Here is a 15,933-nt window from a genome sequence, read left to right as displayed (position 1 = left end):
AACATCAGGTAGTTTCTTAAGGAATCAGTCTATATTATGATTTTGTGACCGATATCTTACAACTTATAGGAATTTGCTCAGTCCATGAAGCATTTTGTCACTCTGTATAGTATCCTATTGTCGGCTCTGCTTTAATGCAAATTCCAGATAGCCTTGTGGTTTTCGAGGGCTTAATTGAACGCTCCGCTCTGTTTAGGCGATACTTCAAGCCGGCCATCTTCCAAAAGCATGAATGCTCATTAGCCTGTTTTTTCTCACTTGTAGCCAGCTGCACTGGAATACGTGCTGCGCTTACTCGTTATTTTTTCTATCATAGCGCGTGTGGTTCGCAAAATTCAGGCACTCCGCTGGCTTAAGCCGATAATAAAACGCTTGTTCAAAATCGCTGTTACAATTTTAAACAAGCATTTTTCCCTTCCTTTCAAAACTTAATTACTCTGAGTTCTCCGCATATGACTTTGCCACATATCTCTTGACATATCTAAATGTTCTTCACTGTAAAAAACTGCAGCCTTGGGGTTCTTCTTTTTAATTGCTTCGGCAATCTTTAAATGTCCATCATGCCCGGCTTTAGCTCCCAGCCATAAATTCGAATCACTGATTTGTTGCTGAAAAATATCGCCTATAATATCTACGACCCGTTCAATTAAAGAATTCTTTGATAGCCGGGCAATAAACTGATGGAAGCTATAATCACTTTCAGAATATAATTTCATATCCCCACTCTGATATATTTGTTCCATATGGGATACTATTTCATTCAGTTCTATTATATCCTCATCTGTTGCTCGTTCTGCAGCATAGCCTGCAGCCATCGACTCAATTCCCCGCCTGAATTCGAGTATTTCCTGGACGTCTCTGGGCTTTAGCACCATAAAAGGAATCAGAGTATTGAACGCTAGAGAAGTAGATGCTTTTTTCACATAAGTACCACCACCATTGCTCGTTTCAACCACCCCCAGGGCAGAGAGCCTTTGAAGAGCTGCTCTAATAGTAACTCTGCTTACACCGAATAACGCACACATTTCATTCTCTGATGGCAGCCTGCTTTCCGGCATATATACACCATTCAAAATACTTTTTAAGATTTGATAAAATACCTTTTCAGCAGAATTTTTATGCATTTCCATAGTTTCCTCCGTTTTTCCAGTAGTTTGACCCCGCTTCAGCCCACTTGAAAAAAGCCTATTACTCATTTGTATATGCATTTAGAAAGCTCGCTTTCAAGAACGCTAAAAGATTTACCGAAGGCCTAATTCACACTGTATTTACTTTAGCAAATTATTTGATATTTTGCATAATTTTAATGAGCTTGGCAGTATCAATCAATTCGCTGGACGCAATGTGTTTCCTTTCTTGCTTATTTCGTCATCGTCTTTATTTTCTCCTGGTTTGTCTTTCGTCGAACAAACTCCTAACGTTAAAGAACATTGTCAAAAATGGACACAGGCTATCCATGATTAGGATATGGTTTTAAACCATTTAGTCATACTTTTCGGAGATCGTTACGCAAGTTGATTACCCCGTAAAAATACGATTCCCCAGCCAAGATAGAAGCATTCATACTAGCACTCGCATATTTATTTCCGTTCCGGCTAGAGGATAGAGACCAGTTATAAAGGTTTCCTAATAATAAAAGCCGCCCCTCTTGCCCAATTGGGGAATAAGGGTCTTTCGCCAGTTCCACTTCCAGGCGGTCCATGCGGAAGTATTGCAACAGTTTAATAAAGCGGAACGAATGAAACGGATCTTCCTGCATACCAAACAGATGACTTGTGCAAGAGCAGTCGGAACGGCCGAAACCAGGAATTTGCCAATCGGCAATCGCACTTATGGCCTCGGCCAGATCATGTTCCAAATCCGCCATGGTGCGTATGGCAATAGCCTCATGGTATTCGCAGAAAGTCCGAAGACTTACAGGGGCGGTTCTTCCAAGTCTAAAAGTCCTGTTAAGCATCACAAATAATAAATTTACCTATAAAAACACAAAGTTTCTACAAAATTATTAGAACATTCTGCAGGAACTCGACTATCTTTTGTATTTACTTGTATTATGAGTTATTTTCGCCATTACCAGTGTGGTACGGTTCTCTGCAATTAATCTTAAACGGTAAGCTTTAATTCCTTCGCATGCATATCTTTACACAAAATATCTTTAGCCTTTCGAGTCTCGTGTAAGGAGTACACCCCAACATGCGTTCGTCCCTATTTACTACGTCTGCGAGAACATAAACACACACATTTGAAATTACGCCTAACCCAAAAAACCTTACTATTTCCGGGCTTTCCGCTCTCTCAACGCAACTGACTCAACATGTGTTTTGATAGAAAGATGATACTGTTACACGTAAATAGCTATTTCGTGTAACAATGCGCCGCCTTTTGAGGGGGTGTCTCGTTAGTTATTTTTTAGATACTTTTACACGATTTACGAATTAACTTTCTATTCCTTACCTGGTGCTTATGGTTATAGCAGACAATCATAAGAAATAGACCGCCAATTATTAACTTGCTAATAGTGGCGGTCTATTTCATCCTTTTCCCAGTCGTAAAGATTACTCATTCATCAATTGAGCGTCAAAATCAGTTCTACTAAAATGCACTAAAAATATTAAGCCTTTTAAAAATCCTCTCTAACGTGGGAAACAGCCCTGACGTGGGAAACAGCCCTGGCGTGGGAAACAGCCCTGACGCGGGAAGCAGCCCTGGCGTGGGAAGCAACCCTGACGCGGGAAACAGCCCTGACGCGGGAAACAGCCCTGACGTGGGAAACAGCCCTGACGTGGGAAACAAAAACTTCGTGGGAAACAGCCAAACGGGAAACAACCAAATCCCCCAAACCCTATCCCAATAAACTGCCGCTCATCCTCAATTCGTAAATCGTCATCATCGTCCCATTCTTCTATTTCAGGGCTCTCCCAGCGAGAGAATTTATTTCTGCGTTTCATAATTCCCCTCCGGTTAAAAATATAGAGAGTATTTACGTTTACTCGCTATATTTTATGAAATTGTTTGGTAATATGTTCCCCCCTATAAATTCTGCAGTAAATGTTACCGCTAATATGGAACTATCGGCAAAAGGCAGACCATCTATTGAAAAAAGCGAAAGAGTACCTTACTCCAGGTACCTTTTCGCGCAAAACGTAGCAGTTACAAAACTTGTTTCGTGTAAGGGATATCGCCCTCAAACAAAAATTCGCCTAAACATAAGTCTAGGCGAATTTAAAACACACATTTGAAATTACTCCCAATCCTCAAACCCTTACTATTCCTGGGATTTTCGGACTATCAACGCAACTGACTCAACGTGATATGTCATCGGAAACATATCTACCGGCTGAATCTCCCCGGCTTCATATCCAAGCCCGCTTAAGACAGCCAAATCCCGTGCCAGAGATGCCGGATTGCAGGATACGTACACAATCCGTTTGGGCTCCATCCGGGCAAAAGTCTCAAGTACCTTCTGTTCGCAGCCGGCCCGGGGCGGATCAACGACAACGACGTCAGGTCTGATACCTTGTTTGTACAGGCGGGGCATGACCTCCACAGCGTCGCCGACGATGAATTCGGCATTGTCCACCTGGTTGTTGACAGCATTTTGGCGGGCGTCGCGGATGGCCTGTTCGATGATTTCGATGCCGTATACCCTGGCCGCATGCCGGGCCAGAAAGAGCGTGATAGTGCCTGTGCCGCAGTAAGCGTCAATCACCGTTTCACTGCCGGTCAGGCCGGCGTATTGCACGGCCTGGTTGTATAATACCTCAGCCTGTACCGTGTTGACCTGGAAAAACGACCTGGCCGAGATGTTGAAGCTGAACTCGCCCAATTTGTCGGTAATGGTATCCCGCCCCCAGAGGGTGACGGTTTTATCGCCCATAATGATGTTGGTCTTTTTGGAATTAATATTCTGCACGATACTGACCAGGCCTGATACTTTGGCCTTAAGCCGTTCGATCAGCGCCTCCCGTTTGGGCAGGCGGTCGGTTGCCGTCACCAGCACCACCATAATTTCCCCGGTTGCTGTTCCCACCCGGCCAAGGACATGGCGAATTACGCCCTGCCCGGTTTGCTCATCGTAGGGTGTAATGCCCAACTCGGCGATAATGGCTCTGAGTTCCCGCACAATGGCGTTATTGCTTTGGTGCTGGATCAGGCAGTTATCGGTATCGACGATATCGTGACTGCCCTGGGAGAAACAGCCGATAACCACGTTCCCCTGCTGGCTGCCCACCGGAAACTGCATTTTATTGCGATAGTACCAGGGATTGCCGGCTCCCAGCGTGGGGTGAATTACTACATCAGGCAGTTTGCCGATTCGGGTTACGGCATCGACCACCTGCCGGCGTTTGGCCTGTAATTGTTCTTCATACTTTAGATGCTGCAGTTGGCAGCCGCCGCACCGGTCATAAATCCCGCATTCGGGTACAATCCTGTACGGCGACGGGATACGAACGGTGGTAAGCGCCCCCACCGCATAAGTCTTTTTGACCGTGGTGATTTCGGCGGTAACGGTTTCCCCCGGCAAAGCGCCGGGGACGAATACCGTAAAATCCTGATAACGGCCTACACCTTCCCCGCTATGACCCAGGCCGGTAATTTCGATCGTATAGGCTTGTCCCTTCGTGACAGGCAGATTGGCAACTTGTTTGGGCACAGATAGTTCACCTTTTTCTTAAAAATCCTTGATTGTGAAGTCAACGTGGGTTAGTTTGTGTTTACCAAAAAAAGGGCGGCTATCCCGCCCTTTTTTAGTCTTTCTTGTCCTCTGCTTCTTTTCCCAGTTTAATCAGGGTATCGGTGTACTCTTTAAGCTTTTTGCTGACAAGCGCATTGACGCTTCCGGTCCGGTAGGTCTCACCGTCGGTTAGTTCACCGGCCGATACTCCAGTCAGTATTTCTATTCCCTGATCAATGGTTTCGACCGGGTAGATGTGAAATTGCCCCTGGCGCACCGCCTCAATGACTTCATCGTTTAAGGCCAGGTTGCTGACATTCTGGTGCGGAATCATTACGCCTTGCTTACCGTTCAGTCCTTTTAACTTGCACACCGAGAAAAAGCCTTCGATTTTTTCGGTTGCGCCGCCAATGGGCTGAATCTCGCCTTTTTGGTTAACCGAACCGGTAACGGCAATATATTGTTTGATTGGCAAACCGGCGATACTCGAGAGGATGGCATATAGCTCGGTGCTGGAGGCGCTGTCGCCGTCAACACCGTCGTAGAGCTGCTCGAAGGTTAGGCTGGCGGTCAGTGCCAGCGGATGCTTCTGGGCGTATTTCTCGCCTAAATAGCCGCTTAAGATGAGCACGCCTTTGGTGTGGCTGGTGCCGCTGATTTTGGTTTCCCGCTCAATGTTGAGCACGCCGCTCTTGCCGAGGAAGGTATTGGCCGTAATGCGGGAAGGCTTGCCAAACATATACTCGCCCACCGACATGACCGCCAGGCCGTTCACCTGGCCTACCTTTTCCCCTTCGGTGTCTATCAGGAGGTGGCCTTCGGCAAACATTTCCTGCAGCCGCTCTTCATATTTATTGGCGCGATACCGTTTTTCCTCAATGGCTTTTTTAATGTGTTCGTCCGTAACGATCTCACTGTTATCCATAGTTGCCCAGACATCGGCTTCGCACAATATCTCCACAACATCATTAAAACGGGTGGTTAGTTTATTCTGCGATCCGGTCAGGCGGGAACTGTATTCCACAATCCGGGCCACAGCCGCTTTGTCGAAGTGTTTGAGCTTCTCACGCGCCACCGTCGAACTGATAAAGCCGGCCAGCTTTTGAATATTAAGTGGATTATTTTCCATAACCACGTCAAAATCGGCATGCGCCTTGAACAATTTCCGGAAGTCTTCGTCATAGTTGTATAAAAGCTGATAGATATAGGGATTTCCGATAAGTACAACCTTGACGTTAATCGGTATGGGCTCCGGCTTGAGAGAAGCCATGGCCAGCACGCCATACTGCTCCCCCAGGTTCTCAATCTGCAGTTTTTTGGTTTTGAGCACCCGCTTCAAGGCTTCCCAGGCGCCGACATTGGCCAGGACGTCACGGGCATTTAAGATCAGATAGCCGCCATTGGCCTTGTGCAGCGCGCCGGGCTTAATCATCGTGTAGTCGGTGCTGACAACGCCCATGCGGGTTTCATATTCGGCCCGTCCTACCAGATTGTAATAGGTTGGGTTGATTTCCACCACCACTGGCGCACCCTCGGTTTCCCGGTGGTCTACCAGTAGGTTCACGCTGTACTTATCCTTGGCATCCTGCGCGGGGCGCTTGAACAAAGCCAGCGGGTTGTTGTCCTCTTCGGTCTGAGGTTTGAATTCATTGATATTTTTGGACACATCCTGCTTAATAGCTTCCAGGTAATCGACTACTGTTTGGTGTCCTGCGTATTTTTCTTTAAGCTCGTCAATCAGATGACCGGCGGCAAACAGGCCGATCTTGACATCAAGCTGTTTCAGTTCCTCCCGAGTGGAGCGCTCCAAAAGCTGGATGCGCCGGACGACATCCATACCCTTTTCGTGGACGGCCAGCATGTTTTTCTCAATGACATCACGCTGCTCTTTGTCAAGTTTTTGGTAATCTTCCGGGGCTACGGCTTTGCCGTCAACCATGGGCAAGCCGACAAAGCCGGTTGAACTCCACTGGGGAGAAATGCCCTGCGATTCGGCGTACTGGGTAAACTCTTCGACCATAACCGAACGCTGTTCCTGGTACTGTTTTACCAAACCGGCTTTAGCCTGTTCATAATCTTCACTGCTAAACACCTTGGGAATATCGGTTTTCAGATCTTCAACAAGTTCCTGCATATCCTGTTTAAAAATATATCCTGCCCCGGACGGCAAAACCAAGGCAATCGGCTGACCGGGAGTCTCCAGGTTATTGACGTAGCACCAGTCATAAGGCGGTTCCTGCTTGCCGGCCACTTTTTTTACGGCGGCCTCAGCATAAGTAATCTTGCCTGTGCCCACTAAGCCGGAGATAAAGATATTATAGCCAGGATTCTTGGTGAACAGGCCAAATTCGACAGCTTTAACAGCCCGTTCCTGGCCGATCATAACTTCTAGTGGCGGTACTGTTTCTGTCGTGACAAAGTTAAAGACGTTTTCATCACAGTTAAAGCGGAGTTTCTCAACCGGCAATTCCTGACGTATTGGCATGAAAAGAGTCCTCCCTTTGTATTTAAATACCTAAACTTCTCGCCGCAGACCTTAAAAATTTACTTGCTGATCAGCGCAGCCATACAGCATGTCGGACTGTTACTGGCACGATGCAGTGTCACACATTTACAACACTGGGAGTGGTTGTCACATTCTGTTTGGGGACAGGGACAGTTTACATCAGGTTTCAGACAGCTGACTTCTTGCTCGTTACTCATTCGTTATCACTCCATCTATGCAAATTTTTCCACATAGATGGGTTCTCTGTCTCATAAAAAAATTCCTGCTATTCTGGTTCTTATCCTGCCGATTTAAGCTTGTCACTGCACCAGCGGAACCCCCAGATACATCATGATGATTTTACTGGTATTAATAAACGAGTGGGCCGTTATCGCGGTTAAAAGCGAGCCGGTCCAGTAATACAGCAGAGCGAAACCGATGCCGACAATAATCATTTCCACCAGCCAATAGGCATTGAAGTGAAAAAGGGCAAAAATACTGGCGCTGGCCAAGGCTCCGCCCCACAGGCCCCATCTATCCTTGAGCGGCAAAAATGTAAAGAGCCGGTACAGCATTTCCTCTGTTACCGGCGCAGCAATTCCGGCGAGAAACAACGGTATAATGAGTTGCTCCCAGGAGATGGCTGCCTGCACCTGGGCCACAAGCGGGTGCTGGGTCGGTTCCACCAGCAGTAAGGTAGTATAGAGGCGTTCACTGTACAGACTGACCAGGAGCAGTGCGACACCGCCGGCCAGGCCTTTCATGACATTAGCGCCCCAGTTGCGCGGTGAGAGCCCCAACTCTCGCCAGCTACCCTGCGTGTCACGGACCTTCCATACTACCAAGGCCAACACGATGAGCCTGTCGGTTAATTCGATGATAAACGAACTGGCGGTAAAAAACAGGGGGTATATGAGGCGCACAACCAGTATGCCGGCAACCAGGCGCAGAATGTGGATAGATAGTACTGAACGCAAATCCCAGGTAGCTTTTAACATGGCTTTTTTGACCTCTTTTTTCCGGCGTATCAATACCATTATGTGCGCGCCAACACTCTTTCATGCAAAAAAACAGGGCGCAAATCACGCGCCCTGTCTGGGAATTTATGTGTTAGTTTATAGTATAGCAGTCAATAAAGATGTACAGGCGGGACATTATCTTTATTGGCTTTCCTATAGTAAAGCCAGCCGTTCCTTCAACAATTTGTTGACAAGTTCAGGGTTGGCGCGACCCTTGCTTTGCTTCATGACCTGGCCGACCAGGAAGCCAATGGCTTTTTCTTTGCCGGCTTTAAAATCGGCGACCGATTGCGGACTGGCGGCAATAACGCCGTCGACTATGGCGACAATGGCGCCTTCGTCACTGATTTGAACCAGGCCTTGCTCTTTGACAATGGCTTCGGCATCCTTACCGCTGGACCACATACCCTCAAACACCGTCTTGGCAATCTTACCGGAGATGGTACCCTTATTGATGAGAGCAATGAGACCGGCCAGCTGAGCAGGCGAAACCGGGCAGGATTCGATGGAGGCATTGGCGGCGTTCAGGTGCTTGGAGACATCCCCCATCAGCCAGTTAGCGGCGGCTTTAGCTTCGGCGCCGGCTTTGACGGCCGCATCATAGTAATCGGCCATAGCCCGGCTGACGGTAATGGTTTCGGCATCATAGGCCGACAAGCCGTAGTCGGCCATCAGTCTGGCCTTGCGGGCATCCGGCAGTTCAGGCAGGCTGACGCGAATGCTTTCTACCCTGGCAGGATCAACGACAATGGGAACCAGCTCTGGCTCAGGGAAATAGCGGTAGTCATGGGCCTGCTCCTTGCTGCGCATGGACAGGGTCACGCCTTTGTTCTCATCCCAGGAACGGGTTTCCTGGATGACGCGGCCGCCTTCCTCCAGCACCTGGGTTTGGCGTTCTACTTCATACTCCAGACCACGCTGCACCGAGCGGAAGGAATTGAGGTTCTTGAGCTCGGCTTTGGTACCGAACGGCTCAGTGCCGGCCGGACGCAGCGAAATGTTGGCATCGCAGCGCAGGCTGCCCTCTTCCATCTTGCAGTCGGACACGTCAATGTATTGGAGAATGGCTTTCATTTTTTCCAGATACGCTTTAGCCTCTTCCGGTGATCTGAGGTCAGGCTCGGATACAATTTCAATCAGCGGCACGCCGGTACGGTTGTAGTCGACCAGCGCATATTCACTATTGCTGATGGTGCCGGAGTGCACCAGCTTGCCGGCGTCTTCCTCCATATGGACACGGGTGATGCCAATGCGTTTGGTTTGGCCGTCGACCTCAATATCCAGGTACCCGTTGACAGCAATCGGCAGGTCATACTGGGATGTCTGATAGTTCTTAGGCAGGTCGGGGTAATAGTAATTCTTACGGTCAAATTTGCTGAAGGGCAGAATTTGGCAGTTTAAGGCCAGGCCGGCTCTGACGGCAAATTCCACGACCTTTTCGTTGATGACCGGCAGCACGCCCGGCAAGCCTAAGCAGACCGGACAAACATTGGTATTTTGATCAGAACCGAATTTGGTGCTGCAGCCGCAGAAAATCTTTGATTCGGTTTTTAGTTCGGAATGGACTTCAAGTCCAATGACTGTTTCATATTTCATGGCGTTAAACCTCCCCCAGCGGCGCAAAACGCGTATGATAATCGTTGGCCTGTTCGAAGGCGTAAGCCGCCTGAATAATAGTAGCCTCTGCCAGCGGTTTGCCGATAATCTGCATGCCTACCGGCAGGCCATGGGCAAAGCCGCAGGGCAGCGAGATTCCGGGCAGACCGGCCAGGTTGATGGGAATGGTGCAGATATCCTGCAGATACATGGCTAAGGGATCGCTCAGCTCACCAATTTTAAAAGCAGTTGTTGGCGCAGTCGGCGTAATCAGGACGTCAACTTCGGTAAAGGCCTTGTCAAAATCCTGTTTAACCAGGGTGCGCACCTGCAGGGCTTTGAGATAATAGGCATCATAGTAACCCGAGCTTAAGGCATAGGTGCCAAGCATGATCCGGCGCTTGACTTCCGGGCCAAAGCCTTCACTGCGGGTCTTTTTGTACATATCAATAATATCGGTGCCCTCGGCCCGGTGGCCGAAGCCTACGCCGTCATAGCGGGCCAGGTTGGAGCTGGCTTCTGCCGGTGCGATAAGGTAGTAAGCCGGCAAGGCATATTCGGTGTGCGGCAATGATACTTCCTTCACTTCGGCGCCCATGGCCACAAGCTGTTTAACGGCTTTATCAATGGCCTCGGCGACTTCCGGCTGGATGCCGGCGGCGAAATATTCTTTGGGCAGGCCGATTTTAAGACCTTTGACATCGTTCACAAGGGCTTTGGTATAGTCTGGAGCAGCCTCGTTGACAGATGTCGAGTCCTTGGCATCATGCCCGGCGATGGCATTTAAGACCAGGGCGCTGTCGGTAACATCCCGGGTGATGGGCCCGATCTGATCAAGCGAAGAGGCGTAAGCTACCAGACCGTAACGGGATACCCGTCCATAGGTTGGTTTGAGGCCGACATTGCCGCAATAAGCGGCCGGCTGGCGGATAGAACCGCCGGTGTCGGAACCGAGCGCCCAGATAGCTTCACCGGCAGCTACCGACGAAGCCGAACCGCCGCTTGAACCGCCTGGAACCCGCTCGGTGTCCCAGGGGTTGCGGGTAATAAAGAAGCCGGAGTTTTCGGTGGAGCCGCCCATGGCAAATTCGTCGCAGTTGGCTTTACCGGTAATGACTGCGTCCTGGACTGCCAGCCTGTCCACAACGGTGGCATCATATGGCGGAACGAAATTGGCCAGTATTTTGGAGGCACAGGTCGTCTTAATGCCCTTGGTGCAAATATTGTCTTTAAGAGCGCCGGGAATGCCGGCCAGCGGTGCAAGGGCTTCGCCCCGGGCAATCTTCTCATCGACGCGGGCGGCCTGGGCCAGCGCCAGGTCTCTGGTTTCGGTTATGTAGGAGCGTATCTTGGGCTCAACGGCATCGGTTCTGGTAAAGATGTCCTTGGCCAGTTCCACAGCCGATATTTCTTTTTTTACCAGCAGTTCATGCAAGGCATGAATAGGTTTCTTGAATAGTTCCACTTGTTGACCTCCCATCCTCTACCCTTCCATAATCTTGGGTACTTTGAAATAGCCGTCCTCGGCCTCCGGCGCATTAGAAAGCGCCAGTTCCCGCGGCAGTGAAGGCTTAACCGCATCAGGCCGCATAACATTCTTTAACGGCAGTACGTGAGCTGTCGGCTCAACGTCTTTGGTATTTAATTTATTAAGAACGTCGGCATACTCCAGGATGGCATTAAGCTGTCCGGCATAGGCGTCCAGTTCTTCTTTTGTCATCTCCAGCCGTGACAAAAGAGCCACGTTTTCAACATCTTGGCGGGTAATTTTCATCAGATCACCTTCCCAAAGGCAAAATGTGCCAGTATTTTCAATAATAACAGATATTATATCATGCCTCAGGCGTTTGCACCAGCACCCGGAACTCTTCTTCATTCAATACCGGAACACCTAATTCCTGGGCTTTGTCCAACTTGCTGCCGGCTTCCTCGCCAGCCACCACATAACTGGTCTTCTTGCTGACCGAGGAGGAAATCTTACCGCCACAGGCAGCGATCAGGGCCTCGGCTTCTTTGCGTGGCATGGACAGTGTACCTGTCAGCACAAAGGTCTTGCCGGCCAGCTCCTGACTTACCGGCTCCTGGCGCTCCTCGGTCAATTTGACGCCAACGGCTTTGAGCTTGGCAATATAGGCCAGATTATCCGGCTCGGCAAACCAGCCGGCCAAACTTTCGGCAATTTTGGGGCCGATTTCGTCAATTGTCATTAATTCTTCGGTGCTGGCGACGGCCAGCTTGTCGATATCGCCATACTGCCTGGCCAGAACAGCCGAGGCCTTGGCGCCGACATAGCGAATGCCTAAGGCAAACAGCGCCCGGGCCAGACCGGCCTCTTTGCTGGCGGCAACAGCCGCTACCAGATTGGCAGCAGATTTTTCCCCCATCCGTTCACGGCCCGCCAGGGTATCACTTTTCAGCAGGTAGAGATCGGCTGCATCGTTAATGAGGCCGGCGTCCAGCAGGCTGGTGATAACGGCCGGACCCAGCCCGTCAATATTCATCGCATCACGGGAAACAAAATGAATGAGTCCTTCCCGTAGGAGCGCCGGGCAATGAGGATTGATGCATTTATGGGCGACCTCGCCGGCCTCACGCACAATAGGCTTCCCGCATTCCGGACAGTCAGTCGGCATGACAAAAGGCTGCTCGCTGCCAGTTCGGCGGTTCTCAACAACCGAAATTACTTCCGGAATGATCTCTCCGGCTTTATGAACAATGACGGTATCGCCAATGCGAATATCCTTTTCTTCAATAAAGTCGGCATTGTGCAGCGTGGCCCGGCTGACCGTGCTGCCGGCCAGGCGGACGGGCCTGAGTATGGCTGTCGGTGTCAAAGCACCGGTGCGCCCCACCCGGACAAAGATATCTTCCACCACGGTAGCTGCCTGTTCGGCGGGAAACTTGTAGGCAATGGCCCAGCGTGGGTCTTTGGCGGTTGAGCCTAAAGCGTGCTGGTGGGCTAAGTTATTAACCTTAATGACCAGGCCGTCAATGTCATAAGGCAGGTCTACCCGTTTTTCCGCCCAGCTTTCACAGTATTCTGCGACAGCCTCAATGTCGTCAAACAGCCGGTAATGGGGATTGATTTTAAAGCCCAGCGCTTTGAGTTTCTCCAGCATGGCCGCATGGGTGGTCACCCCCAGACCTTCTTCCGTTCCCAGACCGTGCATGAAGATCGCCAGCGCCCGTTCGGCCGTGATCTTGGGATCAAGCTGACGGATAGAGCCGGCGGCCGCATTGCGGGGGTTGGCCATCAGCGGCTCGCCGGCGGCTTCCCGCAGTTTATTGAGCCGGTCAAATTCCTTTCTGGGCAAATATACTTCCCCGCGCACTTCCAAAAGCGGCGGAATGCCGCCGGTTTCACTCAGAACCAGGGGCACCGACCGGATAGTCCGGAGATTGGTGGTCACATCCTCGCCGTAGGTGCCGTCTCCCCGGGTAGCGCCCCGGGTCAGCCGGCCGTTCTCATAGACAAGATTCATGGCCAGACCGTCTATCTTAAGTTCAACAACGTATTCTACCTGGTTCTTGTCAAGCCCGCTTTTAACCCGGGCGTCAAAAGCCCTTAATTCTTCACGGGAAAAGGCATTGCCCAAACTTAAGAGGGGGGTTAGGTGAACCACCCGATCAAAACCGTCGGCCGGGGAGCCGCCCACTCGCTGGCTGGGCGAGTCGGGGGTAATCAGCGAGGGATAGGCCGTTTCCAGGTCAATGAGACGCCTTAAGAGCTTATCAAATTCCCGGTCGCTCAGTTCGGGATCGTCCAGTACATAGTAGCGGTGGTTATGATAGTGAATGGTCTTTCTTAAATGTTCGATTTCCTGGGCGGCAGCCGACAGAGTGTCCGGTAGCGCGTTGTTCATACAATGTAACCCCCGAAATATAAATTAGACTTTACTGATTGGCGCCGCCTGGGCCAGCAGTTTTTTAATGCCTTCATTAGGAAAGGCGATGCTAAGCTGCATATTGGGACCACTGCCGGTCACGGCAACAACGGTGCCGGTGCCCCATTTGGCGTGATACACCTTTTCCCCGGCTTTCCAGTTCATTTCCTTGGGATTAGCCGGATTCTGCACCGGACTCTTTAAGACGGTCAGTTCCGGCTTAGGTACGGCCCGCGGCGGGATACTGACGGCTCCTGGCCGGTTGCCCTGGACGGGCGGTAAAAAGGATGGCCGCTTAGGGGCATAGCGTTCGATAAGATCTGCTGGAATTTCATCCAGGAAACGCGAAGGTGCATAACTGACGGTATTGCCGTAAATCATGCGGTGGTGCGCATTGCTGATATAGAGCTTGTGCTCCGCCCGGGTGATACCGACATAGCACAGACGGCGTTCTTCCTCAATCTCCCGTTCATCCATGAGCGTGCGGACATGGGGGAAAATTCCTTCCTCCAGACCGGCCAGAAAAACGACCGGAAACTCCAGGCCTTTGGCCGAGTGCAGCGTCATCAGGGTAACTTTATCATCCGAAGTCTCGGCGTTGTCAAGATCTGTCAGGAGGGATACCCGGCTCAAAAAGTCTTCGAGCGTGTTTTCCACTTCTGTCTCGGCAAACTTCTTGGCGTCACTGACAAGTTCTTTCAGGTTTTCAATACGGTTAGGAGCCAACGGGTCGCTATCGGCTTCCAGTTCGGCCAGATAGCCGGAGTCACGCATAACTTTATTCACCAGTTCAGCAATCGGCAAGGTACTCATGCAGGATATCAGATTAAAGATTAGTTCGGCCAGCGCTTCGAGCTGATGCCTGGCACGCGCCGTCAGTCCCGGCACCAGATCGGGATTGGATACGGCATCGAATAAAGGTACATTGTTCTGGGCCGCATATTCGTTCAAGCGGCCGATGGTAGTATCACCAATGCCCCGGCGGGGCACGTTGATAATTCTCAGTAGACTGATGGCATCGGCCGGGTTAAAGAGAACCTTGATATAGGCCATAATGTCTTTAATTTCTTTACGGTCATAGAACCGGAGACCTCCGACCATGGTATAGGGGATGGCGGCGTTGCGCAGCCCTTCTTCCAAAACCCGCGACTGGGCGTTGGTCCGGTAGAGAATGGCAATATTTTTATATGGCGTGCGATACACGGTATTAAGCTTGACAATATTGTCGGTAATATAGCGGGCTTCGTCCCGTTCATCCATCGCCAGGTAATGGGTGATGGTTTCCCCGGCCACATTGTCGGTCCACAGCGATTTGGGCTTGCGGTTGCAGTTATTCTCAATAACGGCATTGGCGGCATCCAGAATGGTCTGGGTGGATCGATAGTTTTGCTCGAGCTTGATGACCTTGGCGTCGGGATAGTCGCTTTCAAAGTCAAGGATATTTTGGATATCGGCGCCCCGCCAGGCGTAGATACTCTGGTCAACATCGCCTACGACACAGATATTGCGGTGCTTGGCGGCCAGCGTACGGGCCAGCAGGTACTGGGCCCGGTTGGTATCCTGATACTCGTCGATCAGAATATAGTGAAATTTATTCTGATATTTTTCCCGCACCATGGCATTATATTCCAAGAGTTCCACTGACAGCATCAATAGGTCGTCAAAATCCAGGGCATTATGGGTCCTGAGTTTGTTCTGGTAAAGTTTATACACCTCGGCCACCCGCAGATTATAGAAGTTGTCGGCCTGCGAAGTAAAAGCCCGCACATCCTGCAGTGCGTTTTTGGCATTGGAGATGGTGGACTGCACACCACTCGGCGTAAACTGTTTTTCGTCCAGATTGAGCTCTTTCAGACAGGCTTTAACAAGCGACTGGGAATCACTGGCATCATAAATAACAAAATTGTGCGTATACCCGCCGAGGTTCTCAATCTCCATCCGCAGAAACTTGGCGCAGAAGGCATGAAAGGTACTGAGCCACAGATCTTTGGCCACCAGCCCGACCATGCCGGCCACCCGTTCTTTCATTTCGGCCGCTGCTTTATTGGTAAACGTTATGGCCAGAATATTATACGGCGCCACTCCCTGGGCCAGGAGATTGGCGATCCGGCTTGTCAGCACCTTGGTTTTGCCGGAACCGGCCCCGGCCATAATTAAGAGCGGACCGTTAGTATGGGCAACAGCTTCCTGCTGCGCCGGGTTCAAGCGGTCAAATAGGTTATTCATAGCTTCCTCCCAATGTTCAGTAGGGTGTAGGGTCAAACATATTTATTT

Annotated in this window: 11 protein-coding genes; all 11 read right to left on the bottom strand. The window is 50.4% G+C overall.

Going from position 1 to position 15,933, the window contains the following annotated elements; all coding sequences use genetic code 11:
• Nucleotides 1-428: 428 nt before the first annotated feature.
• The gene (locus SATMO3_RS12955) at nucleotides 429-1,130 is read right to left on the bottom strand and encodes a FadR/GntR family transcriptional regulator (RefSeq protein WP_371381202.1); all 702 of its coding nucleotides are present in this window, start codon (nucleotides 1,128-1,130) and stop codon (nucleotides 429-431) included.
• Between the two features lie 356 nt (nucleotides 1,131-1,486).
• Nucleotides 1,487-1,957, bottom strand: coding sequence for a DUF123 domain-containing protein (locus SATMO3_RS12950; protein ID WP_371381713.1), 471 nt, complete (start codon nucleotides 1,955-1,957; stop codon nucleotides 1,487-1,489).
• A 663-nt stretch (nucleotides 1,958-2,620) separates the two neighbouring features.
• A complete protein-coding gene (locus SATMO3_RS12945; RefSeq protein WP_371381201.1) occupies nucleotides 2,621-2,839 on the bottom strand; it encodes a hypothetical protein in 219 nt (72 codons plus the stop codon).
• Between the two features lie 426 nt (nucleotides 2,840-3,265).
• Nucleotides 3,266-4,654 (bottom strand): 23S rRNA (uracil(1939)-C(5))-methyltransferase RlmD, encoded by a 1,389-nt coding sequence (gene rlmD, locus SATMO3_RS12940; protein WP_371381200.1) that lies wholly within the window; start codon nucleotides 4,652-4,654, stop codon nucleotides 3,266-3,268.
• Between the two features lie 94 nt (nucleotides 4,655-4,748).
• The gene (locus SATMO3_RS12935) at nucleotides 4,749-7,160 is read right to left on the bottom strand and encodes a Lon protease family protein (protein ID WP_371381199.1); all 2,412 of its coding nucleotides are present in this window, start codon (nucleotides 7,158-7,160) and stop codon (nucleotides 4,749-4,751) included.
• A gap of 320 nt (nucleotides 7,161-7,480) precedes the next feature.
• Nucleotides 7,481-8,197: a lysostaphin resistance A-like protein gene (locus tag SATMO3_RS12930; protein WP_371381198.1), complete on the bottom strand. Its 717-nt coding sequence runs from the start codon at nucleotides 8,195-8,197 to the stop codon at nucleotides 7,481-7,483.
• A gap of 135 nt (nucleotides 8,198-8,332) precedes the next feature.
• Nucleotides 8,333-9,775 (bottom strand): Asp-tRNA(Asn)/Glu-tRNA(Gln) amidotransferase subunit GatB, encoded by a 1,443-nt coding sequence (gene gatB, locus SATMO3_RS12925; RefSeq protein ID WP_371381197.1) that lies wholly within the window; start codon nucleotides 9,773-9,775, stop codon nucleotides 8,333-8,335.
• 4 nt (nucleotides 9,776-9,779) lie between these two features.
• Nucleotides 9,780-11,240 (bottom strand): Asp-tRNA(Asn)/Glu-tRNA(Gln) amidotransferase subunit GatA, encoded by a 1,461-nt coding sequence (gene gatA, locus SATMO3_RS12920; RefSeq protein ID WP_371381196.1) that lies wholly within the window; start codon nucleotides 11,238-11,240, stop codon nucleotides 9,780-9,782.
• An 18-nt stretch (nucleotides 11,241-11,258) separates the two neighbouring features.
• A complete protein-coding gene (gene gatC, locus SATMO3_RS12915; RefSeq protein WP_371381195.1) occupies nucleotides 11,259-11,549 on the bottom strand; it encodes an Asp-tRNA(Asn)/Glu-tRNA(Gln) amidotransferase subunit GatC in 291 nt (96 codons plus the stop codon).
• A gap of 58 nt (nucleotides 11,550-11,607) precedes the next feature.
• Entirely contained in the window at nucleotides 11,608-13,638 is a 2,031-nt protein-coding gene (gene ligA / locus SATMO3_RS12910; protein ID WP_371381194.1) for an NAD-dependent DNA ligase LigA, read from the bottom strand.
• 24 nt (nucleotides 13,639-13,662) lie between these two features.
• Nucleotides 13,663-15,885: a DNA helicase PcrA gene (gene pcrA / locus SATMO3_RS12905; RefSeq protein WP_371381193.1), complete on the bottom strand. Its 2,223-nt coding sequence runs from the start codon at nucleotides 15,883-15,885 to the stop codon at nucleotides 13,663-13,665.
• Nucleotides 15,886-15,933 lie beyond the last annotated feature (48 nt).

The sequence above is a fragment of the Sporomusa aerivorans genome (assembly GCF_041428895.1).
Lineage (GTDB): Bacteria > Bacillota > Negativicutes > Sporomusales > Sporomusaceae > Sporomusa > Sporomusa aerivorans.
Note: the sequence above shows the minus strand (reverse complement) of the source record. Positions and strands in the feature narration are given on the sequence as shown.